Here is a 24,202-nt window from a genome sequence, read left to right on the forward strand (position 1 = left end):
GTGCGTGCAACTCAAGCAGGTAATCATTGCTTATAAAGCGCGGGATGCCCGGAGTAAACAATGGGCAGAAATCTGTGCGAAACAACTAGAAAGTCGCGATTGCCAAGTGTTGATGGGGCCTAGCGGGCCGAAAGACAACCCCTATCCAGTCTTTTTGGCTTCGGCGGGTCAACCAATCGATCTCGCTTTGGTACTTGGTGGCGATGGTACTGTTTTAACTGGTGCCAGACATTTAGCCCCAGCTGGTATCCCAATTCTGGGAGTGAATGTGGGAGGTCATCTGGGGTTTTTAACTGAGTCAGTGGAAGAGTTTCAGGATACAGAGAAAGTTTGGGATCGGCTGTTTGAGGATCGCTATGCTATCCAACGACGGATGATGTTGCAAGCTGCGGTGTATGAAGGTCATGGATCTAATTTGGAACCAGTGAGCGAACGTTACCTGGCTTTGAATGAATTCTGTGTCAAACCCGCCTCCGCTGACCGAATGATCACCTCAATTCTGGAAATGGAAATCGATGGTGAGGTAGTCGATCAGTATGTCGGGGATGGGTTGATTATTTCCACTCCTACAGGTTCCACAGGTTATACTGTTTCTGCTAATGGGCCAATTATGCATGATGGTATGGAAGCGCTTACCATCACTCCTATTTGTGCAATGAGCCTTTCTAGTCGTCCCCTCGTTTTACCCCCTGGTTCTGTGGTGAGTATTTGGCCTTTGGGGGATTACGATTTGAGTACCAAGCTGTGGACAGATGGAGTTTTGGGGACTTCAATTTGGCCCGGACACCGTGTTGATGTGCGGATGGCAGAGTGTCGGGCTAAATTTATTATTTTGCGCGAGAACAATTCCTACTATCAGACGCTACGGGAGAAGTTGCTGTGGGCAGGTACAAGGGTTCACTATAGCAATAATCACCGTAATTAATTAAGTATTTTAGAGTGCATTTACCGCAGATTGCGATCGCCTCCAGTCGTTACGCGATCGCAACCAAAATTACCCAAGCCCCTGGATTCATCTGGGGGCTTTCTAGTTGTGTGGAGAAACCTATATATAAATGTATTAGCTCTTTAAAGTTTAGGATAAAATCTCGCCTCATCTTAATTCAGTCCCAGTTCTTCCTTCAACGCCTCCGGTATATTAACTGCTGTTTCTAATCCCCGCACACCTTCCCACTGCTGCTTTTTACCCCAGATCATTTCTTCTAGATTGGCGTCGCTAAGGTCTGCACCACCCAGAATGGCGTAACTGAGGTTGCTATGGCTAAGATCCGCGCCGTTGAGGATAGCACCACTAAGGTTACTGCCACTGAGGTTAGCACTGTTAAGGTTGGCATAGCTGAAGTCTGTGCCAAACAGTATAGCGTCGGTGAGGTCAGCACCACTGAGGTCGGCGTCGTTGAGAATCACGCCACTGAGGTCAGCTTCGTTGAGAATCACTCGACTCAGGTCTACACCGCTGAGGTCGGCACCTAAGAACATTGCACCGTTAAGTCTGGCATTGTTAAGTTTGGCACCGTTAAGTTTGGCATAGCTGAGGTCTGCGGCAACAAGGATAGCATCGCTGAGGTTGGTACTGAAAAGAATTGTGTCACTGAGGTTAGTACCGTTGAGGATGGCGTGACTCAAATCAGCACCACTGAGGTCGGCGCGGCAAAGGTCGGCATGGCTAAGGCTGACGCTATTAAGGTTGGCTTCACTCAGATTTGCACCGAAAAGGATGGCGTTACTTAGGTCAGCATGACTGAGGTTAGTGCTGCTAAGGTCGGCGCGGTTGAGGTCGGCGCGGCTTAGGTCGGCGCGGCTTAGGTTGGTATTGCTAAGGTCGGCGCGGTTGAGGTCGGCGCGGCTTAGGTTGGCACAGCTAAGGTTGGCACCGCTGAGGTTAGTGCTACTAAGGTCGGCACCACTGAGGTTAACACCGCTGAGGTTGGCACCGCTGAGATTGGCATCGCCGAGGTTGGCACCACTAAGGTTAGCACCGCTGAAGTTTACACCAGTTAAGTTGGCATCGCCGAGATAAGCAAGGCTTAGGTCAGCACCGCTAAAATCTGCCCCTGTAAGGTTGGCATCGCCGAGGTAAGCATTGCGAAAGTTACCGCCTTTGAGGAATTGTCCAACTATACTGCTAAAATTGCCAATTTCCAGGGCATCACTATAGTTGATAATCCGCAGCAGTTGGGATGTAAAAAAATTGTCTGTATCCGGTTGGGCAGATGGATAAAAGGTGATTTTTTGTTTGAGTTCATCTCGCCCTTGGGCGTAGCGGTGTAACTCTAACAGTAAAATCAGTACGTTCAGCCCTGTATATATGTCTACCTGTCTCAACCCGATCGCAATATTTTGTGCCGCTAGCTTTAACTTTGTTTTCTGAGGCAGGTTATCATCTGGTGTCCCATCGATAAATTCTCCCTGACACCAGCGACTATAAAAATCTTCTAGCCGCTTAAAAAGCAATTCTGGGCGAATTTTTTGACCAGTCACAACCAATTCCATTAGTTGGTTGACTATTTCAGGTTTCAGGGCAGCACTCCCCAATAAATCATAAATCTCTTCATACATCTGGCGATCGCATACTTTAAAGCAAAACTCAGTGGGTAAAGTGCCCAATGTGCGATCATTTATCTGAGAAATCAAACCGTTCTTTGGTATTGTCCATTTTTCTAAGCTTTTTTGCAGTCTTGGAGAGTATAAATATTCCTGCAAATTATCTTGAGCTAGTCTAACGCTTTTGTCTGGTTCTTGAATATTTTTTCCTAGAGTTAAAACTGCTTCAGTTTGTAGCGATGTGGTCTTTGGGATCTCTTGTAACCTTGTACCCCTCACATAATTTCTCAGCAGCTGCCAAACTTGAGATAAATATGTTGACATTTTTGTTTCCGTTGTTACATTTAAATAACTGTTTTTGATAATCCCGAATTAAAAACTTTTTTATGCTAGTTTGCTTTGCATTCCCAACAATCAATAGTATAAATAAATACTATAGTAAAAAATCATGAGTTGGGGATGTTTACAGCAGGCTACTTCTGATAAATTTGCCAACGGCGTTTCTGGATGGCGGCTTCTCGCTCACCTGTAGTAGCCTTAAGCTTTCTCTCATGATCTAAATAAAGTGTTAACTTAAAAATTCTTTCCCAGCTCAACTAATTCTATGATTTAGCTAATTTGTTATACTTTTTCCTCAAGAAATTTCCTAGTCTGATGTAAAAATCATACTTACTGTTTGTGGTATATGCAATTGTTAGGAAAAATCCTACACTAAAACAGCACAACAAAGCTGAAAAATGGCAACTAAAATTTAAGTTGAAAGTTTGTTGCCTAATATAAAGCAGCTAAGATAATCGCCAGAGGGCAGGCTATATAGCTTTGCAAAAGTTAAAAATTAACGAGAGATAGTTATCAGGTAATGAATGCGATGAACAGATTAACCTTTTATATGATTTTGTTACATAGTTTATTTTTAGGAATAGCGACAGCTAGCGCTAAGTCACCGTTTGTTAACAATGTTGATACAGCCAAGCATATTGTTGGAGAAAATGTGGTTACAGCCAGAAGTGGAGAGAAATTCAATAGTCAGTTATCGACAGAAACTTCTTCAACTAAAATCTCAGCCTTATCATTAAATAATATTAATATTCCTCAGAAACAGAGGCTACCGTCAAATCAAGTTTGGTTAGTTAATCCAAATAAACACGCACAGCGTCAACCGTTTATTTGGATAGTAAAAAATCTGAAACAAGCAGGTCAGCAACCATTTTTAGAAGTTGTACCCCCCCCAGAGAAAGCAAATGCAAAGCCTAGTACTACCGCGAAACCAGCAGCAAAGGATGATTTAGAGCCATTTAACGAAGTAATTAAAAATACCCAAAAATCGGGGGGATTGTTCACACTTTATCGCAATAAAGAAAAGAATAAGATTTATCTAGAAATTAAGCCAGAACAACTTAATAAAAATTACCTAGCTACAGCAACTCTGGAATCGGGGATTGGTGAACGGGGTATTTACAGTGGTATGCCTCTGCAAGATTTTTTGTTTTATTTCCAACGGGTGGATGATAAACTACACTTTGTCATCCGCAATGTGAATTTTCGCACTCGTGAGGGAGATCCCCAAGTGCGATCGCTGACGCGATCTTTTAGTGATTCTGTTCTCTACACCATTCCCATTAAAAGCATTCATCCAGAACGCAAAACTATTCTCATTGACTTGCAAGATTTGTTACTCACAGACTTAGCTGGATTATCTGTAGGTTTAGGAGTACCAAAAAGCACAAGTCAGTCCTATTTTGGTACTGCTAAAGCCTTTCCCCAAAACTTAGAAGTCGAGTCAATTTTGAATTACTCTAATAGCGTTGACGGCGACAATGAAATTGCAGGCTTTGGGTCGCTAGCTGACAACCGTGGCTTTACCTTGCGCGTCCACTACAGTCTCTCCCAACTACCCGATCGAGATTATCGACCGCGCTTTGCTGATGATCGCGTCGGTTATTTCATCACCGCCTACCAAGATTTATCCAAAGACGACGATCGCGGCGATTCTTTTGTCCGCTACATAAATCGCTGGAATTTAGAAAAACAAGACCCGAAAGCAGTCATTTCTCACCCCAAAAAACCAATTGTCTTCTGGATTGATAACGCTGTACCCTTAGATTACCGCGATGCCATGAAAGAAGGCGTTCTGATGTGGAACAAAGCCTTTCTCAAAGCCGGATTCAAGGATGCAATTGAAGTCCGCCAAATGCCAGATGATGCTACCTGGGACCCAGCAGATATTCGTTACAACACGATTCGCTGGATCAACACAGTCGATGGCTACTTTGCAATGGGGCCATCCCGCGTTAACCCATTGACAGGGGAAATTTTGGATGCAGACATTCTCGTAGATGCTAGCTTTATCCGGGCACTCAAGAGTGAATATCGCAAAATCGTCCAACCCAGCCAAACAGAAAATCGCACGACTTTATCAGCTTTGATGCAAAATCGTCTACTTTGCGCCAATGGTTTAGATGGGAAAAACAATGGTGTGCCCCAAAAGATGCAAGGACAAGAGGGGTTGTTGAATCGTTTATCGAAAATGGCAGGCGAGTACGATTTATGCTATGGCATGGAAGCTGCTAACCAGTTTGCCTTTGGTTCACTGGCGATGTCACTGCTGCCTGATACTATGGCTACTCCAGACCAGGTGAAAGAATATATTAATCAATATTTACGTTTAATTATCGCTCACGAAGTTGGACATACTCTTGGTTTACGTCATAACTTCCGTGGTAGTACACTGCTACCACCACAGGAGATGAATAATACAGAAATTACCAAAAATAAAGGTCTGACAACTTCTGTCATGGACTATATTCCCCCAAATATCGCCCCTCAAGGTACAAAACAAGGAGATTATTTTCCTACTATGGTGGGGACTTATGATGAATGGGCAATTAAGTATGGCTACACAACAATTCAGACATCAACTCCTTTAGCAGAAAAGCCAATTTTGGAGGAAATTGCTGCACAATCCTACAAGCCAGAGTTGAGTTATTCCACAGATGAAGATGTATATGACCTCGACCCAACGGCTAATGCTTGGGATAATAGCGGTAATGTGCTGCTTTATTCTCAGTGGCAATTGAATAATTCGCGGGTGATGTGGGAACGTCTCGATAAGCGTTTCCCAATGGCTGGTGATAGTTACAGCGATGTGAGCGAACGTTTTAGCACAGTATTGGGTAACTATTTCCAGCAAATATATTTCACCACAAAATACATCGGAGGACAATCTTTCTATCGCATTCACCCCAGCGAACTACCTGCCGAGAAAGTCTCTGGAGTTCCCCAACACCGTTTACCATTTGAAGCAGTACCAGTTGAAGAACAACGCCAAGCTTTAAAAACGCTACAAAAATATGTATTCGCAGAAGATGCCTTTCGTTTTTCACCAGACTTACTCAATAAATTAGCACCTTCCCGTTGGCGACATTGGGGTAGTTCTCCACAAGTGGGTCGTTTGGATTTTCCTATTCATGACTTGGTGCTACTAATGCAGGGTTCTGTGTTGCGAGATTTACTCTCAGGCGATCGCCTCTCTCGTCTCAAGGATATTGAACTCAAAACTCCCGAAGGAAAAGCACTGACTCTACCAGAATTATTTGACACTTTGCAATCAGGTATTTGGACGGAAGTCATCCAACCAAAAGCTAAACCGATAAAGATTGCCAGTTTGCGGCGAGGCTTGCAGCGTCAGTATTTGGACATTTTGACTAGTATGGTATTGCGAAAAGAAAATGTTCCAGAAGATGCTCGTACTCTAGCTTGGTATAAACTCAAACAGCTTGATGAAAAACTTAAAGGGGTTAGTTCCGAGGATGAATATACCAAAGCGCACTTATTAGAAACGCGCGATCGCATCGAGAAAGTTTTAAACGCTCCATTGCAAACAAATTAAAAAAGTTAGGAGTGAGGAGTTAATAGTAAAATTCCTCACTTCTCTTCTTTTCCCCAAATTTTGGCAAAATATATTTAGAATGCTCATACAGGCTGAAAAAATAGTTTATGTCAGCTAGAGATAAATTTCACAATGTTGTGAAATCAGCATTACAAAAGGACGGATGGCGAATTACTCATGACCCTTTGCTAATTCGCATAGAAAATATTACCGATATGTATATCGATTTGGGAGCAGAGAGAATTATTGCGGCAGAAAGAGAAGGACAAATAATAGCGGTTGAAGTTAAAAGTTTCATCGGCACTTCAACTATTTCTGAGTTTCATACTGCGGTGGGACAATTTATTAATTATCGATACGCATTAGAAGAGATAGATTCCGAGCGAGTTTTGTATTTAGCAGTGCCTTTAAACACTTATAACGATTTTTTAAATAAACCATTTATCAAAACTATTATCCAGCGCAGTCAAATCAATCTGATAGTTTATGATGTGGAAACGGAGGAAATTATCCGATGGCAGATTTAGATAAATATCGAGAGTGTATTCGGCAATTACTTACAGAATATGCTCAACGCGCCTCCTCTAATAATGAAATTGAAGCTCAAACAATTTTTGACGTAGAACAAGACCATTACCAACTCATATATATTGGTTGGCAAAATAGACGTAGGGTTTTTGGCCCTGTGATGCATTTTGATATCAAAAACGGCAAAATTTGGATTCAGTGGAATGGTACAGAAGAGGATGTAGGTGAGCAACTAGCGGCGATGGGAGTACCAAAACACGATATTGTCGTTGGGTTTCACCCGCCTTATATACGGCAGTATACAGATTATGCTGTGAGTTAAAGGCTGTTGCTAAACTACTTGTAAAAATCTCATTTACTCTACGTATGTTGCACCGTTGATAAACTGTACCCGATACACATCTGGATTACTCAATTTTTCCCATTTAGTGTAACTAATGCGATGTATAAAAGCTCAAAATGAGGCAGCAGATAATAAAATCTATCTCTGCTACCTCTGCATTATCCTAACTACTCAATGCCTTTAAGAACCGTTGCAAACTCTTAAACACATTGGGCTTTCTTGTAGGTGTCGCGTCTGTTGTTGTTTGCGGTTGTCCTTTTAAAACAATGAGATCCAAATCATCACCAGATGGTTTTGTGGGTAATTCGGCAATTCTTTGATATTCGCCGGCGGTTTCCAGCCAAACTTCCCACTGTCCTGGGTAGCAGCGATATAGGGCTCTTTCATCGTCTATGGGGCGCACGTAATAGGCGGATTCAATGGTACTGATAAAGCGATCGCGGATTTTTCTCGCTGTATAACCAATGCCCACGGTTCCAGAATCTTCTAAGCGAGGATTTAACAAGACTAAAGGGCGATCACCTATTACTTCACACAGCTTTTCCAACTGCGGCACTTCTACGGATGTGGGGGCGATGAATAAGAAAATTTCATCCTCTGGCTGAATTTTTGTCTGCAAGGAAGCAGCCCTACCCGTACCAATATCCAAAATTTGAAATGGTGCATCTGCCCAATTACGCCGGGCCAGAGCCGCAGCCCCAGCGTCGGCAAAGAAAATCTTCAAACGGGAATCATAAGCTGTAAACGCCGGTAGAAATTGTTCCGCTATCGGCATAAACTTCAGTTCCGGGAACAGGAACTCAACTTGTAAGCGAGTACAGCCATCTGCAAGGGCAGCTTGGACGGCTACACGAGATTGGGCGATCGCATCTTCAAGACTATTTGGAAGTTCACTCATAATCTGCATGGTTCTGTAGTGTCTACTTCCATTGTTTCAGTATTGGCTCTTAATTAGGACTTACACAGACGAGATCGCCCAATCCCCTGAAAAGGCAGGGCTGTTTCATTGAGTGTTCCTCTAATAATATAAATCCTCAAATATGTCCATTGAACTCAGTCGCCAGCAGGAGGATACTTAGCGCAATATTTTTTACACTAGAGAATAAACCTTATAAACAACTTAGGAACAGCGTATGCCTCTTCATAAACTTGAACATTTTGACCAAAATTATCGAGACACTTTTGGCGGAGACGATCTCAAAGCGCTGGATCTTTATACTGGCGGAGGAGACAGAGTTGGCTCAGTTGCTGACGTTTTAGTTGATGATGATGGTCATTTCCGGTATTTAATTATTGATATAAGCTTAGATTTTGTTAGCAAGAAAATCTTACTACCAATTGGTCTTTGCCGGATCAGTTATCCAGAAAGACGCGTCTATGTTGACGGGTTAAGCAGACAGCAAATAGAAGGTTTACCCGATCATACAGAAGATGCGATCGTTAATAATGATTACGAAGAAAAGGTACGTAGTGTATTTCGTTCTCCAACCAGCGGTGTAATTTCCGATCGCGATACATATAATTACCAAAAAGATCCAGATTTATATGGGTTGAATGAGCAATCTAATCAAACTTTTAAACTCTATGAAGAACGATTAATTGCCAACAAACAACGCATCAAAACTGGAGAAGTAACGGTTGGTAAGCATATTGAAACAGAAACTGTAAGCGTTACAGTACCTATTCAAAAAGAACGAGTTCTGATTGAGCGAGTTACGCCAACAGAAGCAGGAAAGGCTATAAATCCCAATGAACTTCAGTTTCAAGAAGGGGAAGTAGCACGTATAGAAGTGTATGAAGAAACTCCTGAGATACATAAAGAAGCATTTGTGCGTGAAGAAGTCCGGGTGAAAAAAGTAGTAGAACGGGACACTGTAGAAGCAGAAGGCACCATTCGTCGAGAAGAATTAGATGTTGATACTGTGGGTAATTTAGACGTGCAATAAAATGGAATCGCTAGACATGAAGCTATTTAATTAGCTGGCTCATCAATTTGTTTAGTAGATTTATTTGAAATAATCATACAGGCAAAGTTAATTTTTATCTTTGCCTGGGTTTATTTTATTCAACAACAAGATTTCCGACTTATAAAAAGTAGGGAATTTGACCATTCAAAAAAATTGTATTTTTTTTTAATACACTTAAAGACACAAAACTTTGCGGTGATAATTCTAATATTATATCTGCCAAATTACGTGTACTAAAGCTAGACATATCTTTACAAAAGTAAAGTGAAATGCTCCTAATTTCGCGTCTCTTCTCTAGTTAGCCATATCGATCAAAAATCTCTATAACTTTCGATTATTTAACACTGGAAATAATTCATTCGGCAGAAGGATGTATAACAATAAATAAATGTCTAGTTTAGTTATTAAGAGATGACAAAAAAATATTTGAGGTAAAACATAATGGTTCTTTACAAACTAGAAGATTTTGAACCTAGCTATCAAGAGAGTTTTGATGGTCATGACATTAAAGGGCTGGGTGTCTATACACAGGGAACTGATGAAAAAGTTGGTACTGTTAGCGATGTTTTAGTTGATGAAGAAGGTCATTTTCGCTATCTAGTTGTTGACTTAGGCTTCTGGATTTTTGGTAAAAAAGTATTACTACCAATTGGCCGCGCCCGTATCGACTATAACATTGATCGCGTTTACACAATTGGCTTGACTAGAGAGCAAGCTGAAGATTTGCCTGAGTTCGATGAACGTCAAACCCTTGATTACGACTATGAAGAACGGGTGCGTGGGGTATATCGCCAACCCACAGACTACAACAACCTTCCTGTAGAAGCTGCAACACCATTAGACCCTTTAGCAGGATTAGATCCTTTAGGAACACCTGTAGCACCATTAGGTACAACTCCCACTTATGCCCGTGATAGTTATACTTACGAAAATGAGCCTGCTTTATACGGGTTAAATGAGCAAGATCATCAAACTTTGAGATTGTATGAAGAACGGCTGATTGCCAGCAAACGACGCCAAAAAACTGGAGAAGTAACAATTGGCAAGCATGTTGAAACTGATACCGCACGGATTGCAGTGCCAGTAGAAAGAGAACGAGTTGTAATTGAGCGTGTAACTCCAGCAGATGCGGGTACGGCTGTTTCTGGGCGCGAAGCAGACTTCCGTGAAGGCGAAGTTGCTCGCATAGAGATCCATGAAGAAACTCCTGATATTCGCAAAGAAGCATTTTTGCGTGAAGAAGTCAGAGTTAGAAAAGTGGTCGATCAAGACACAGTTGAAACTCAAGAAACCGTGCGTCGTGAAGAGTTAGATGTTAATTCTGGTAATCTTCCGATTGAAGAACGCTAACTAAACATAGTCATTAGCTAGTAACTAATGACTAATAATTAATTCTACATAGTACAGGTGAGGCTGTTGAATTAGCTTTACCTGTCCTTACAATAGCTGATACCAGTTACAATATTTTTCGGATAAACCCAACAATCTCTATTTTGGACTAGGTAAAGGTTAAAGGTAAATTCAAACTCTTTCCCCTTCGCCTTTAACCGAAAAGTATTGATACCAGTTAGAAATTTTGATTGCATATATTATTACTCTGGATATCAGTTAAATAAATCCATTGATCGCAAATCTTTTCTAAATGGTATCCAGATGATTAATAAATTTAATTTAGCTAAGTAGAAAGCAGTTAGTAAACTTTCCAGATGAATAGCCAAACTATCGCAAAAAACACTTTACAGCCAAAAAGTAATTCTCGCACCATCTCCTCGCTGGCAGATTTAAGAAAGAAGGTGAACAATTTTGCTGTGTTTGATAACCAAGGGCAGCTAGTAGGAGTAGTTCATGATTTAATCGTGGATGGTAATCGTCGGCTCAACCTCGTTATATCGAACCAGGCTAATCAAAAAACTGCTGAATATAGCCAGCAGTTAGCTGAGAAACATCCTTCTTTATTTCAGTTGCATAGCCAAAGAATAAAAAAAATAGACAAGCCGACTCAATCTGTTTTCATAGACTTAAACAAATCAGAAATTGAATATATGCCTGAATATTTAGAATCAGAAACACCAGGCGATTTTAACTCAAATGAGCAACTAGCTAACAATCAAATTACAAATAGCCCAGTTGAGTCATTAAATAATTTAGAACAGGTTCCTGAAGAACAGATTATTCGTCTACTAGAAGAACGACTATTTGTTGAAAGCAGTAAGCGTAAAGTTGGTGAGGTAATTGTTCGCAAAGTAATTGAAACCCGGATGGTACAAGTTCCTGTCCGGCGTGAAAAGTTGATTGTGGAACAAATAAGCCCAGAACACAAACAACTTGCAGAAATTGATTTAGGGGAAGGAGAAATTTCTGGCCTTGATTTGACCGAAGTAGAAAGACTTGAAGCTACACATAACAACGGTTTAACGGTAAGCGGCGAGTTTAGCTCACCTAAAATTGCTAATTTATTATTGAATGCGATCGCACTAGAGCGAAATAACGGCTGCAAGCAGGTGCGTGTTACCATTGCTGTTGAAGATGAGTCGCACCAGAAAAAATACCAGGAGTGGTTTGACCGCTGTTCTAAAGGTCAATCACTCAAGTCATAACAATAAGTTTCTAGCAGATAAATTAGTAGGGTGGGCATTGCACACCCTATTTTTTTGCTGATTTATAGCAGTTTTCATGTATTTGAAGCATACCCGTCGTAGGGGCGCAAGTCCTTGCGCCCCTACCGCGTGGTCTATTTACCTGAAAATAGCTGTAAGAAAAGAAAGTTTAAATTTCCACTCCCCACTGCCTAACTGTCTAGAGTGAATGTCTCTAAAGCAAGTTAATTTACAATACTAAGTAGTTGCCGTCCTTTTGGCTACTTGCAATGAAATTTCGACTGAAGAGACTTTCACCTAAGAAACGACAGCGTTTGATCTCACCGATTCAGATTCAAGTTCAAGATGGAAAATTTGAGATTATAGGTATGGGTGCATGGCATTCCTACTGGCGCGATCCCTATCATCTGCTACTAACGATTCCCTGGACTGGCTTTTTGCTGCTGATTTGTACTTTCTATATAACTATTAATGCTCTATTTGCCCTAGCTTACTTGATAGGAGGAGATTGTATTGCCAACGCCCGACCTGGCTCTTTTTTAGATGTCTTTTTCTTTAGCGTCCAAACCCTAGCATCTATTGGGTATGGGGCAATGTATCCGAAAACAACTTACGCCAACATTATTGTCACTATTGAAGCAATGATCGGTTTGGTGGGAATTGCTGTGATGACAGGACTCGCGTTTGCTCGATTCTCTCGACCTACAGCCCGTGTACTCTTTAGCCGTGTTGCTGTCATTACAGCTCATAATGCGATGCCGACTCTCATATTTCGCAGCGCTAATAAGCGTCGCAATACGATTCTGGAGGCGCAGATGCGAGTCTACTTGATGCGCGACGAAGTAACCCTAGAAGGACAGTTCATGCGTCGGTTCCACGATCTCAAACTAGTGAGGAACCAAACACCTAGCTTCACGTTAAGCTGGTCAGTGATGCATGTTATTGATGAGTTTAGTCCTTTATATGGGATGACACCAGAATCGTTAACCCAGACAAATACTATGCTGATTGTCTCTTTGAGTGGCATTGATGAAACGGTTGCCCAGGTTGTTCATGCCCGTCATAGCTATGCTGCTAATGAGATTTTGTGGAACAATCAATTTGTCGATATCTTTTACCACACACCCGATGGACATCGCTACATTGATTACAATCGCTTCCACGATGTTTTACCTTTAGAGTAAAGGAGTGAAATTCCTGAAAGTTACTCGGAAGTCTGATTGAGCGGTGGTTGTAAGGGTTTAACGACCACGCGGCCATTTTCAATTACAGTACAACTTTTAACCGTGCTCTTACTGTGGTTAACTGGCACATCCTGGCACTGGTTTTGGTGGGAGATATTTTGCTCTTGTTGTTGGTTGAGGACGACAACACAACAGGCGGAGGAAGCAAAGGACATATAACTTAATTTTGATCTCTATATCTATTATCGCGCTACTGATGCTGTTTGACTGAAAAATTTGCTACTCATGTATTTTGCCCGTTCAAAGCTCCTGTCAAATTTATTGTAAGTACTTGCTTTATTGTGCTTGTAGCCTGTTTGATATATCTAAACCAATTAAACAGGAAAGCGGTTATAGATCCCGCCCCGCTTTCCTCCCTGCTCAAAGTTGTTTGTCAGGATTAGATAGTGGGTTTTTCTAATGAAAAAATTTTTGAGATATCTGGGTTTAGGTTTGCTATCTACGTTCTTGACTGCTACTCCCGGATTGGGGGCTGAACGCATTAGCTTTTATTATCCTCCCTTCGGCGAATTTTCCTTATCGGTGGATTCGCTGGAAACCTTTGCTAAAGAAGGCAAAATTGATCGAGATTTTTCATTTTATGCTAGTCGTGCTACTCCTGAACAACTCGCTCAACTGCGGGATTTACTCCAGCAGCGCTTTAATCTCACTCCTACACTAGTATCTCAAGTTACCTACTCACCGATAGGCGAGCAGCTGGTGCAACAACTGGGAAAATTACTCCTCACTGAGTCTCGAAAGAATGGGTTTTATGCCATACGTGCCTCTTTAATTTTGTCTGCTGCCGATCGCGAAGGGTTAACGGTTGTGAATTTACTGCGGAAATTTCCTAGCGATACTATACGGGTGAATTTCACAGAGGGATTAAGGATAGTCGATGACTTATCGCAATTGATTAAAAGAAAGGATGAAGTTTTTGCTTCTCTTCAAAAAGAAGCGATCGCTCAAGCAGCTACTTCCAATATTGATTTCTCCCAAAAACCAGATTTGCGATCGCCAGGACAATTCACTTGGCAGAAAAAAAGCCTGGAGTTAAATGACATTTCTCGCTCACGCCGTCTACCTGTGGATATCTATTTACCGAAAGCAGGTTCAGAAAAAGCTGGAGAATTACTCTCGCCTCCCTTTCCCCTAATTGTAATTTCTCATGGACTGGCCTCAGACCGCTCTACCTTTGTCTACCTGGCTGAACATCTAGCATCTTATGGTTTTGCCGTTGCTGTACTGGAACACCCTGGTAGTAATGCCGAACGTTTTCAACAATATTTTGCGGGTTTGGCAGGACCGCCTGATGCAGCAGAATTTGTCAACCGACCCTTGGATATCAAATATCTACTCAATGAACTCCAGCGTCTAGATAAATCCGATCCCACTCTCCAAGGAAAACTCAATTTTCAGCAAGTTGGGGCGATCGGTCAATCCTTTGGTGGTTATACTGTTTTGACTTTAGCAGGAGCCAATATTAACTTTGAGCAACTGAGGCAAGATTGTAATCCCGATAATTCATCCTTTAATTTGTCGCTGTTTTTGCAGTGTCAAGCAAACGATTTACCTCCAAAAAATTACCAACTCAAAGACGATCGCATCAAGGCTATCATTGCGATTAATCCCATTGACAGCTCAGTTTTGGGTCAGGGGGGAGTCAGTCAAATTAAAGTTCCCGTCATGCTGGTAGCAGGGAGTCAAGATGTTTTTGCACCACCCGTATTTGAGCAAATTCGCCCCTTTACCTGGCTTTCTGACACCAATAAGTACTTGGCTTTGATTGAAAATGGCACCCACTTTTCAGCGATCGCCGAACCTACTCCTCAAAACGATGTCTTACCTGTACCACCTGCCTTGCTAGGCCCCGATCGTGCTGCTGTTTATTCTTATCTCAACGCCCTCAGCGTCGCTTTTTTAGAAACCCATCTCCTCAACCGCCCTGAATATCGTTCCTATTTGCAGCCTTCCTACGCTACATTTATCAGCAAAGAGCCACTTAATCTCAGTATTTTACAGTCGTTGTCGGTAGCTCAGTTTAATCAAGTTTGGAGTGGGTCAACTCCCCAGTCAAGCAAACCATCAAATCCTCAACCTACTTCTACCCCTTATCAACCTTTGAGGCAATGAAACAGTCCTGTTGCTTTTGCAGGGGGGTTGAGAAATCAAAAGCCCTCACCCTAAATCCCTCTCCTTTGGGAGAAGGACTTTGAAATGGACTTTAAAATTGGCTCCCCTTCTCCCAACTGTGGGAGAAGGGGTTGGGGGATGAGGGCTAGTTTTATATTCGTGCAAGAGGTCTAATGCGTAAATTCTGAGTACTTCTCAATGGCGTGGAATACAAGAAAAAGCCTACAAATCTGTTAGCAGCCTTGCTTTTCTCAGAATAAATGTCATTACGGTTTCTTTTTTGGAAATGATATCAGCTGTAACTTCCATTCCTGGTTGAATTGGATAAGATTTATCGCCCTTTTTTAAATAAAGTCTCTCTGCCTCAATTGTCACCTCATAGTAAGGTGCAATTGGATTGCCGTTAAGTTGAGATGTAATAGCGTCGGCGGTTATGGCTCTAACAGCTCCTTTAAGGATGCCGTAATCTGGGTATGGATAGGCAGAAAGCCGCATTTGTACTTCCCCCTCAGAACATTTTGTTACTTGTACGACTTTACACACCTGTACTTTGCTAATATCAGAAGCGGCAACACGGGCTTTGATAACCAGAGGTGCTTTACTAGGAGCAATTTGAGCGATCGCATCCCCAATCCGTACAACTTGCCCAGGATTTCTTAATTCTAGTTTCAGGATAGTACCTGCCTCTGAAGCCTGAATTACAGTTTTTTGCAGTTCTGTTGAGAGTTGTTTTAGCTCTTCTTGAGCGCTGCTGATTTGATTTTGAATTTCTACTTGACGCCCAATAAGTTCTTGTCTTTCTTTGTTCAATGCAGCTAGGGTAGACTCACCCTTTGCCTGTTCTTGGGGAATTTTTTCTTGGGCGATCTCCACATTTGCGCTAGTGGGATTGAGTCCAGTTTTGATCCGTTCTAATCTGGCAAGTGCTGCTTTGAAAGCTTGTTCTTTTTCCTTAATCTGTAGAGTTGCGATCGCTCCAGTATTTGCTAGCTGCTGATATCGCTTCAGTTCCTCCCTCGCTAACTCCACAGAGGCTTCTACTTCTTCCACTTCTGCCTGAGTTGTAATTTGCTTGTCTTTATAATCCCGTTGATTACGACTCAGGTCAGCTTGTGCAGAGATAACCGCCCGCCGCATCGAGTTGGACTCAGCTGTGATTTGATTCTGTAGCGCTCTTAGTTGTGCATCGATTTGGGTTCTTTGTAAATGATTCTGGCGAATATTTCCAGCAATTTGGCTTTTTTTACTTTGTAATTGGGTGTCGTAGAGCAGTGCAATCTCATCTCCCCTTTTTACAACTTGATTTTCTTTCACCCTAATGCTTCTAACCGTTCCCTCTGCTGCTGCTTGCACTAACCGTATTTCTCCCGTGGGACGGACAGTACCATCTGCTCTCACTACTATATTGTATTGAATGAAACTTGCAAGACCGAAGGCAGCGCCAACACTTCCAATTAAAAATATCCCTCCCAGCCATGTCCAACTGCTAATCGGAGGAAGATATTCGTCGCTTTCAACTGGGCGGAGAAAGTCCGGTTGGGGGTCAATTAGCATGAACGTTAAAAAAGATTTTGGTTGTGCAAACAATCAAGGAAAAAACCAGCTAGTGCAAGAAGGTAATCGTTATGAACTTCGTACACTACCAAGTATGAAAATGCCGAGCGACATCACATCTATATATACATTACATCTATATATATAGATATTTATTGAACGAGCATTTTCAAGTTAGGAGCCTCCTTTCTCACTCTGAGAGGTTGTTTGAAAAGTATTATTGCTAATATCTAAGCACCAGAAATCTAACCTCTTTATCCCCCTTTTCTAGAAGAAAAGGGAGGATTTCAAAGCCTCTCGACCTTTTGGGAGAGGTTTAGAAAGGGTTTTCTAGTATACTTTGCCACTTTTCAAACATCCTCTGAAAGCTTAGTTTTCTTAGCCTCTTCCCTTGGGGGAAGATAAGCCACTGCTGTCTTAGAGGTTTCTCCATCAGCAATAGCTAAAAAGTGATCTATAGCCTAAGTCTATATAACAATTAGTGCCTTTTAGTAAAAAGACCAAATCTTTATAATTTTCTTCTAAAATTTTACCTTTTCTTTATTTACTTGCAAAAATTTTTATAAGAGAGAGAAAACTTTTCTTTTCTCTTCTAATTAATAAGTAGTTAAGCTAGTTTAAAGGCGTTGTTATCACAATCTTTTATGTTATTTTCGATACCCTCTGTATAAGCAAAATCAAAAAAAGACAATATTTACGTGATAATACGTAAGTTCAAAAATCAAGTAAAATTTTTGGAGTTCTCCAAATTTGCTTTTTCATGATTTTGTATAACAAAATACTATTTAACTGATTTTATACTCTTTGTTTAAGGTTTTGTGCTCACTAACAGTATTAATACGTTAATTCTCTTGTTTATTTTAGTATAAAGCTAGACATTTTTTTTAGTAAAATCTTTATACGCATATATATTTTTGCCATACAATTAAATCCAGAATATTTATCTCTTTAAGTAGAATAAAATTCATGGTTTTTCCAGAAAACAGTGAAAGTAGTATAAATCTTAGCCAAGTAGTATGTTTGCGAATAACTTGTAATACATATTTCTTAAGAAAACAGTTGTTTTATCAAACTAGTTTCACCCATATAATGTTCGTAACAGCACACAAGCACTCATGAATGCCTTGTTTGCATTGATGAATGTAGTGTGATGTCATATCAAACCCAACAATCAAGTGAGAACTAAAATCATGGAAAGCACATTATTTACTGCATTAAGCAGCAACGAAGAAGCTAATCTGTCTGGTGGATTTATAGCCGATGGCGGCGATGGCGGCGCTGGCGGCAGTGGCAGCAACACAACTAATGGTGGCGTTGTTATCGGCGGAAGTGGACCAACTGGTACTGCCGCTGGCATTATTAGTGGTGGAATAACAAATACACGTAATAGTGGAAACGGTGGAGATGGTGGAGATGGTGGACGTGGTGGACTTAACAACAATCGTGTTCGTGTTGGTCGTTAATAGTAAAAGGTAAACAATAAACGTCCAGACTCGATTAACAGCTGATTTTCAGAAATAAAGGGCGTATTATAAATAATTTACCCTGTTAGCGCAGGTTAAGTTAGTTTTGTACGCACCTGAATTGCTAATGACTTAATCGCGATAAAGTCATTAGCTGTTTCTTCTCGCAGTAATATTAACATACGTTTATTGTTACCCACCTATTTTTCTTAAACAAACGTAACATTTAAGTTGCCCACCAGCAACCATCGATAAATTTCAGCAGCGCTTTTCCCTAAATATACTGTTCACCTTTGAGTAGTCCACTAGGGAAATAAGCGCTGTTCCTTGAGAAATAGACCATATTTATCACAATCTAACAACTTGTGGATAACGAAACTCTTTTTACCTTACTTACTCCAAACGAATAAGTAAGCCTGTCTAAGCTCTACTTTATTCCAAATGAGCAACTAAGCTTACTTTATCCGGCGAAAACCCTAGCTTTTAACAAAAACTTTTTCCTTGTCACTGATTATCGTTAAAATTCAAAAAGAAAAATTGCTGTCTCATAAAGGTTTCAGCATCAGCTTTGGCGCTTCAAAAAAATGGATAAAGTCGAGTTAAGCTATTACGCCATTTAAGTTGTATATTTCGCGCTCAGGTTCTCAAAAGTCCTCTTTCAAAGGCTAGGTAGACTTTTGACTATTGAAGAAACGACAGCCTATGTGCAGGAATATTTGAGCTAGGTGTGCATCAGCTTATTTGTTTGGAGTAAGTAAGGTAAATATACCTAAATTTCCGATATTTTCTCTGTTGAAACCTAAAATATAACCATTCTGGTACGCGCTTGCTTTCGTTATCTTAAGTGAAAACAGCTTTATCAAAGGTTCAAAACTAAGTAAACTGAATAATTAGCAACTTAAGGTTAACTATGGAATGCACTCAAACATCCCCCATGTTTATCTCACTAACTCAAACAGAAGAAGCAAACTTATCTGGTGGTGAGGCTACAGCTAATAGCACCGCAGTTGTAAGTAACGGAGCAGATGGACAAGATGGAGCAGCTGGACAAGACGGAGCAGCTGGACAAGACGGATTATCTGTTGTGCAAGGAGGTGTACTAAATTTACAGAGTTCCAGACTAATTATAATTAATAGGAGAAAAGAACTTTTAGAAAGGCTATCGTCTCGACTAAGAAGTCTAAGAAAAAGATAATACAACTAGACTGTTGGTCGCATTTTTAGCCATGCAGGGATAAAACCCTGCTATTTTTTTGAGTTTTGTCATGATGTTATTGGATACTGGGGTGCGGAATGAAATACCAAGTTGTTACACAACATAATGAAGAAGATTGTGGAGCTGCTTGTCTTGCTTCCATTGCCAAACACTATCGGCGTAACTTTACACTAAATCGCATTCGGGAAGCCGTAGGCACTGGGCAATTAGGAACAACATTGTTGGGACTGAGGCGGGGAGCGGAGGCACTTGGTTTTAATGCGCGATCGGTCAGAGCGTCAAATGAAATATTAGACCGGATGAACCAAGCGCCACTACCAGCAATCATTCACTGGAAAGGCTACCACTGGGTTGTTTTGTATGGTCAAAAAGGCAAGAAATATATAATTGCCGATCCCGCAGCTAACATCCGTTATCTCTCTAGAAAAGAATTAATAGAGGCTTGGCCAGATATGGTGATGCTTTTACTAGAGCCAGATTCGGTTCGCTTTTATGCCCAACCTGATGATAAGATAGGGGGCTTTGGGCGCTTTGTGCGGCGTGTATTGCCTTATCAAGGCATATTATTCGAGGCTTTTCTCTGCGCTTTAGTTCTAGGTCTGATTTCATTAACTTCTCCATTTCTAATCCAAATTCTTACAGATGATGTACTAGTTCGAGGCGATACAAGGCTTCTTGGTGCTGTGATTATTGCCGTTGTAGTGATGAATTTTGTGGGAAGTAGTCTGCAACTAATTCAATACAACCTCATTGCTCATTTTGCCCAACGGCTTGAGTTAGGGTTAGTTCTGGAATTTGCCAGGACAATCCTGAGATTACCCCTGACTTACTATGAATCGCGTCGTAGTGGAGAGATTGTTAGCAGATTACAAGATATTCAACAAATTAATCAGCTAGTTTCTCAAGTAGTTGTCAGTTTGCCTAGCCAATTGTTTATTGCAGTAGTTTCCTTAAGTTTCATGCTGTTCTATAGCTGGAAACTCACCTTTGCTGCCTTTATTATTGCTATTGTAATGTCTTTATCTACGGTTGTGTTTTTACCCACACTTCAACAAAAAGTTAGAAGTCTATTGGTTTTAGAAGCAGAAAACCAGGGCGTTCTTGTTGAAAGTTTTAAAGGGGCGCTAACACTCAAAACCACTGCCGCTGCTCCTCAGTTTTGGGAAGAATTTCAGAACCGATTTGGACGATTATCAAACCAAATATTCCGCACAGTTCAGATTGGAATTATTAATAATGTTTTCTCTGGGTTCGTTTCTGGTATTGGCAGCATTAGCTTAATTGGTTTTGGCAGCATTCTAGTTATTAGTAAGGAATTAACTATTGGTCAACTGTTGGCATTTAATGGGATGAATGGTAATTTTTTGGCATTCATTGGTACTATGATCAGATTTATAGATGAATTCACTCGTGCCAAAACTGCTACGCAGCGATTAACAGAAGTTATTGACTCTACACTTGAAACTCAAGGCGATACTAACAAACCCTTTGCTAAAATTCCTAGCAAGGCTGATATTATTTGCACAAATCTCAACTTTCACTATCCTGGAAGGCTAGAATTACTACAAGATTTCTCCCTAACTATTCCTGGCGGTAAAGTTATTTCCCTAATTGGTACATCTGGCTGTGGTAAAAGTTCTCTTGCTAAACTGATTGCAGGATTATATACACCTAATTCTGGTAATATTCGCATTGGTATTTATAATCTGCAAGATTTAGCCCTTGATTGTTTGCGGCAACAAGTCGTCCTCGTTCCGCAAGAAGCTCATTTTTGGAGTCGCTCAATTATTGAAAACTTTCGGTTAGGTTCTCCTCACGTCACCTTTGAGCAAATTGTCGCTGCTTGTCAAATTGCTGAGGCAGACGATTTTATTAGTAAACTACCTGAAAAATATCAAACTGTATTAGGTGAATTTGGGTCAAATATTTCTGGTGGACAACGGCAAAGATTAGCTATAGCAAGAGCCATCCTCAACGATCCACCAATCCTGATTTTAGATGAATCAACGGCTGGACTAGATCCTGTGAGTGAAGTTAAAGTTTTGAATCAGTTATTATTGCATCGCCAAGGCAAAACTACGATTCTGATTAGCCACCGTCCTAGAGTAATTGCCCGTGCTGATTGGATTGTGCTGCTAAATCAAGGTAAATTACAAATCCAGGGAACTGTGGAAGATTTGCGTGCCCAGCCAGGAAACCATTTAGACTTTTTAACCCCTTAATTAAGCTGATGGACTTTATAGCATTTTTCAGGTATTTAGGCCACAACTTAGACGGGGAATAGGGAGTGGTGTCAATACTGCGTAGGTTTTGCCTAAAAAATAGAAATGTGTAGCGACTGTTTTAAAAGTCAAGCGTAGGCGTGGTGCGACAAAGTTTGAAGTACTCCAACACGACTTCGGAGTAACCTCAACACGATTTTGGAGTACCTTAACACGATTTCGGAGTACCTCAACACGATTTCGGAGTACCTCAACACGATTTTGGAGTACCTCAACACGATTTCGGAGTACCTCAATACGATTTCGGAGTACCTCAACACGATTTTGGAGTACCTCAACACGACTTTCAAGTACTTCAACACGATTTTGGAGTACTTCAACACGATTTTGGAGTACCCCAACACGACTTTCAAGTACTTCAACATGACTTCGAGGTATCTGTTGCTTATATAGCAGTCCTAAATCATTTGTGAGAATTTGAGATCGTTTTAACCCCTCTGTAGTCCAATTACCCCCTTAATCCCCCCTTATAAAGCTACGGTGTACACACAAATCGGAGTTACTTTGTTGAGATCCGGGTTTTACCCCCCTTAATCCCCCCTTGCCAAGGGGGGAAACCGGAAAATCTAGTTCCCTCCCCAATGCATCGGGGAGGGTTAGGGTGGGGTAAAACTGACGCGAAAAAGCAGGTGAGTAAACTATATTCAGACCAATTTTAAAAATCAACCCAACCTACGAATATTTTTAACCGATATTGATATCCATCCTTGCTGCGAGTAAGTAGATTTAACCGTAGAGTAATAATTAATAATTACGTAAATGCACGGAGTGCAATTTTCGGCGGAATCATCAATTAGAAATCATATTGACTTACAGTTAAATCCCCGATTTATTAGAGAAATCGGGGATCTTATTGTTCGAGAATGATTGAAGTTTGCTACAGACGAGGCAAGTCTCAAGCATTACTTTGATGAACTCAAAGATAAACCTAAACAAACTACTATTTATCCGAAAGTTTTGGCAGCTAATTTTAGATAAAAATCTAGACCTTTTTCATTGTTTTCAATAAATAAAAGCCATCAACCTTACTTTTCAAGGGAACAGTAAATATACTGTTGAAATTATATAAGCTAGTTGAGACTTCTAACTATTGCAGCCATCAGCGAAAATGCTATATGTCTTTTTTGTTTCTAAACCATGAATTAGATATCACAATTTCCTAAAACAGGGCTATTTGTCAGGAAAATGAGATATTTATACTGAGGGATTCATAAAAACTTATTTAATAAAATCTTTTGTATATATATACTTGTCGTTAAGAACTATTAAGAAATCCTGATTAAAGAATATTGCAATAGCTTGATTTAATTGCTAACGTGTGTATGACGGCAATGCTGATGAACGCTCGGATCTAGGAGAAATAAAATCTATGAGCTATACCCATTCAGCCAAGTGTCTTAGGCTTTGACGGGTTCAAAACGAGAAATTGCTGCCTCATATAGACAACTATGAGGGATTGCAGATTAACCAAGAAATGTCTCGTTGCTAAAAACTTAGTTTCAGTTTGATTTCAATTGCAATTGATTATTTGTCTTACTTTGTGCCGACAAGTAAGTAGCTCTTGCTTGTGTGTATCGGCAATAACGAAAAGTTCGGTAAGACTTAAATTTTGGAGAATAAAACTAATGGAGATTCAAGGTAAAGTTGCCCTAATTACAGGGGCTTCGCGTGGAATTGGACGAGCGATCGCCATCGAATTAGCGCAACAAGGCATTAAACAGATGATATTGGTAGCACGCGATCGCCGCAAGTTATTGGAGGTAGCCAAGGAAATCGAGGCTATGGGTACAGAAGCTGCGATCGTCGCCTTAGATTTGACTCAAACAATTGAAGTAAATATCGCTGTCGCTCAACTCTGGCGCAATTACGGACAGATTCACCTGCTGGTTAATTGTGCGGGAGTCGCATACCAAAGCTCATTTTTGCAATCTAAAATGCCCCAAGTTCAAGAAGAACTCTCTGTGAACTTGTTAGGAATGTACAACCTCACTAGTTTGATTGCTCGACGCATGGCCAGCCAAAGACAAGGGACAATTGTCAATGTATCGAGCCTGATGGGGAAAGTGGCAGCACCAACGATGGCGACATACTCAGCAACTAAGTTTGCCATCTTAGGATTTACCCAAGCCTTGCGTCAAGAATTAGCTGAACACAATATTCGTGTGATTGCATTACTGCCTTCCCTGACAGACACAGACATGGTGCGCGACTTAAAATTATTTCGCTGGGTGATCCCCATGACTCCTCAACAAGTGGCTAAAGCACTCGTCACCGGAATGCAAAATGATTCATCAGAAATTTTAGTTGGATGGCAAAGTCATTTAGCCGTGTTGTGTCAACGCATTTCCCCTTGGTTATTAGAGCTAATTTTACGAATAGCAACACCGCCAGCACCAAGCAGACAACGGCTGATTGAAAAACTTATCCCTTCGCGTAGCGTCTCGTAGAGAAGCCGAGGGCGAT

General features: G+C 40.9%; 16 protein-coding genes. 13 read left to right on the forward strand and 3 right to left on the reverse strand.

The genetic code is table 11. The features are described from left to right. Positions 1–4 precede the first annotated feature (4 nt). Complete coding sequence (locus tag HWQ42_RS30625; protein ID WP_099102632.1) at positions 5–925, forward strand: NAD(+) kinase; 921 nt, start codon at positions 5–7, stop codon at positions 923–925. A 173-nt stretch (positions 926–1,098) separates the two neighbouring features. Here the strand turns inward: HWQ42_RS30625 and HWQ42_RS30630 are convergent, their stop codons facing one another. Then, entirely contained in the window at positions 1,099–2,868 is a 1,770-nt protein-coding gene (locus HWQ42_RS30630) for a pentapeptide repeat-containing protein (protein WP_292818655.1), read from the reverse strand. Between the two features lie 544 nt (positions 2,869–3,412). On the opposite strand from HWQ42_RS30630, the gene HWQ42_RS30635 reads away from it, so the two are divergent. The 3 genes from HWQ42_RS30635 (at position 3,413) to HWQ42_RS30645 (ending at position 7,283) form a co-directional block, all read left to right on the forward strand. Next, positions 3,413–6,433 (forward strand): zinc-dependent metalloprotease, encoded by a 3,021-nt coding sequence (locus tag HWQ42_RS30635; RefSeq protein WP_292818658.1) that lies wholly within the window; start codon positions 3,413–3,415, stop codon positions 6,431–6,433. 107 nt (positions 6,434–6,540) lie between these two features. Continuing rightward, positions 6,541–6,960 (forward strand): XisH family protein, encoded by a 420-nt coding sequence (locus HWQ42_RS30640; RefSeq protein WP_094349046.1) that lies wholly within the window; start codon positions 6,541–6,543, stop codon positions 6,958–6,960. Further along, positions 6,948–7,283 (forward strand): XisI protein, encoded by a 336-nt coding sequence (locus HWQ42_RS30645; RefSeq protein WP_292818661.1) that lies wholly within the window; start codon positions 6,948–6,950, stop codon positions 7,281–7,283. Before HWQ42_RS30640 ends, HWQ42_RS30645 begins: the two co-directional genes overlap by 13 nt. 184 nt (positions 7,284–7,467) lie before the next feature. Here HWQ42_RS30645 and HWQ42_RS30650 read toward each other — a convergent pair whose 3' ends face one another. Further along, complete coding sequence (locus HWQ42_RS30650; protein ID WP_292818664.1) at positions 7,468–8,202, reverse strand: DUF1995 family protein; 735 nt, start codon at positions 8,200–8,202, stop codon at positions 7,468–7,470. A 235-nt stretch (positions 8,203–8,437) separates the two neighbouring features. Here HWQ42_RS30650 and HWQ42_RS30655 point away from each other — a divergent pair, with 235 nt between their 5' ends. The 5 genes from HWQ42_RS30655 (at position 8,438) to HWQ42_RS30680 (ending at position 15,224) form a co-directional block, all read left to right on the forward strand. Further along, positions 8,438–9,250 carry a DUF2382 domain-containing protein gene (locus HWQ42_RS30655; RefSeq protein ID WP_292818667.1) on the forward strand — a complete coding sequence of 271 codons (813 nt, stop codon included), beginning with the start codon at positions 8,438–8,440 and terminating at the stop codon, positions 9,248–9,250. Between the two features lie 462 nt (positions 9,251–9,712). Next, positions 9,713–10,621, forward strand: coding sequence for a DUF2382 domain-containing protein (locus HWQ42_RS30660; protein ID WP_292741172.1), 909 nt, complete (start codon positions 9,713–9,715; stop codon positions 10,619–10,621). Between the two features lie 356 nt (positions 10,622–10,977). Continuing rightward, positions 10,978–11,868, forward strand: a complete 891-nt coding sequence (locus tag HWQ42_RS30665; RefSeq protein WP_292818670.1) for a YsnF/AvaK domain-containing protein — start codon at positions 10,978–10,980, stop codon at positions 11,866–11,868. A gap of 269 nt (positions 11,869–12,137) precedes the next feature. Continuing rightward, complete coding sequence (locus HWQ42_RS30670) at positions 12,138–13,052, forward strand: ion channel (protein ID WP_292741168.1); 915 nt, start codon at positions 12,138–12,140, stop codon at positions 13,050–13,052. 459 nt (positions 13,053–13,511) lie between these two features. Continuing rightward, entirely contained in the window at positions 13,512–15,224 is a 1,713-nt protein-coding gene (locus tag HWQ42_RS30680; RefSeq protein ID WP_292818677.1) for an alpha/beta hydrolase, read from the forward strand. 222 nt (positions 15,225–15,446) lie between these two features. On the opposite strand, the gene HWQ42_RS30685 is transcribed toward HWQ42_RS30680, so the two are convergent. Beyond that, the gene (locus tag HWQ42_RS30685; RefSeq protein ID WP_292818680.1) at positions 15,447–16,778 is read right to left on the reverse strand and encodes an HlyD family efflux transporter periplasmic adaptor subunit; all 1,332 of its coding nucleotides are present in this window, start codon (positions 16,776–16,778) and stop codon (positions 15,447–15,449) included. 1,190 nt (positions 16,779–17,968) lie between these two features. Here HWQ42_RS30685 and HWQ42_RS30690 point away from each other — a divergent pair. From HWQ42_RS30690 to HWQ42_RS30705, 4 genes are all read left to right on the forward strand, one after another. Then, the gene (locus HWQ42_RS30690; protein ID WP_292737881.1) at positions 17,969–18,241 is read left to right on the forward strand and encodes a hypothetical protein; all 273 of its coding nucleotides are present in this window, start codon (positions 17,969–17,971) and stop codon (positions 18,239–18,241) included. 910 nt (positions 18,242–19,151) lie between these two features. Next, positions 19,152–19,436, forward strand: coding sequence for a hypothetical protein (locus HWQ42_RS30695; protein WP_292737878.1), 285 nt, complete (start codon positions 19,152–19,154; stop codon positions 19,434–19,436). Positions 19,437–19,534: 98 nt separating this feature from the next. Further along, positions 19,535–21,679, forward strand: coding sequence for a peptidase domain-containing ABC transporter (locus tag HWQ42_RS30700; protein WP_292737875.1), 2,145 nt, complete (start codon positions 19,535–19,537; stop codon positions 21,677–21,679). A 1,685-nt stretch (positions 21,680–23,364) separates the two neighbouring features. Then, the gene (locus tag HWQ42_RS30705) at positions 23,365–24,186 is read left to right on the forward strand and encodes an SDR family oxidoreductase (RefSeq protein WP_292818683.1); all 822 of its coding nucleotides are present in this window, start codon (positions 23,365–23,367) and stop codon (positions 24,184–24,186) included. Positions 24,187–24,202 lie beyond the last annotated feature (16 nt).

Source organism: Nostoc sp. JL23, assembly GCF_017115065.1.
GTDB classification, from domain to species: Bacteria; Cyanobacteriota; Cyanobacteriia; order Cyanobacteriales; family Nostocaceae; genus Nostoc; species Nostoc punctiforme_A.

Coding starts and splice junctions, on each gene's coding strand:
- HWQ42_RS30630 (WP_292818655.1), bottom strand. CDS start 2,868: ATGTCAACATATTTATCTCAAGTTTGGCAGCTGCTGAGAAATTATGTG.
- HWQ42_RS30670 (WP_292741168.1), top strand. CDS start 12,138: ATGAAATTTCGACTGAAGAGACTTTCACCTAAGAAACGACAGCGTTTG.
- HWQ42_RS30645 (WP_292818661.1), top strand. CDS start 6,948: ATGGCAGATTTAGATAAATATCGAGAGTGTATTCGGCAATTACTTACA.
- HWQ42_RS30635 (WP_292818658.1), top strand. CDS start 3,413: ATGAACAGATTAACCTTTTATATGATTTTGTTACATAGTTTATTTTTA.
- HWQ42_RS30640 (WP_094349046.1), top strand. CDS start 6,541: ATGTCAGCTAGAGATAAATTTCACAATGTTGTGAAATCAGCATTACAA.
- HWQ42_RS30680 (WP_292818677.1), top strand. CDS start 13,512: ATGAAAAAATTTTTGAGATATCTGGGTTTAGGTTTGCTATCTACGTTC.
- HWQ42_RS30695 (WP_292737878.1), top strand. CDS start 19,152: ATGGAATGCACTCAAACATCCCCCATGTTTATCTCACTAACTCAAACA.
- HWQ42_RS30690 (WP_292737881.1), top strand. CDS start 17,969: ATGGAAAGCACATTATTTACTGCATTAAGCAGCAACGAAGAAGCTAAT.
- HWQ42_RS30665 (WP_292818670.1), top strand. CDS start 10,978: ATGAATAGCCAAACTATCGCAAAAAACACTTTACAGCCAAAAAGTAAT.
- HWQ42_RS30685 (WP_292818680.1), bottom strand. CDS start 16,778: ATGCTAATTGACCCCCAACCGGACTTTCTCCGCCCAGTTGAAAGCGAC.
- HWQ42_RS30700 (WP_292737875.1), top strand. CDS start 19,535: ATGAAATACCAAGTTGTTACACAACATAATGAAGAAGATTGTGGAGCT.
- HWQ42_RS30655 (WP_292818667.1), top strand. CDS start 8,438: ATGCCTCTTCATAAACTTGAACATTTTGACCAAAATTATCGAGACACT.
- HWQ42_RS30705 (WP_292818683.1), top strand. CDS start 23,365: ATGGAGATTCAAGGTAAAGTTGCCCTAATTACAGGGGCTTCGCGTGGA.
- HWQ42_RS30650 (WP_292818664.1), bottom strand. CDS start 8,202: ATGAGTGAACTTCCAAATAGTCTTGAAGATGCGATCGCCCAATCTCGT.
- HWQ42_RS30660 (WP_292741172.1), top strand. CDS start 9,713: ATGGTTCTTTACAAACTAGAAGATTTTGAACCTAGCTATCAAGAGAGT.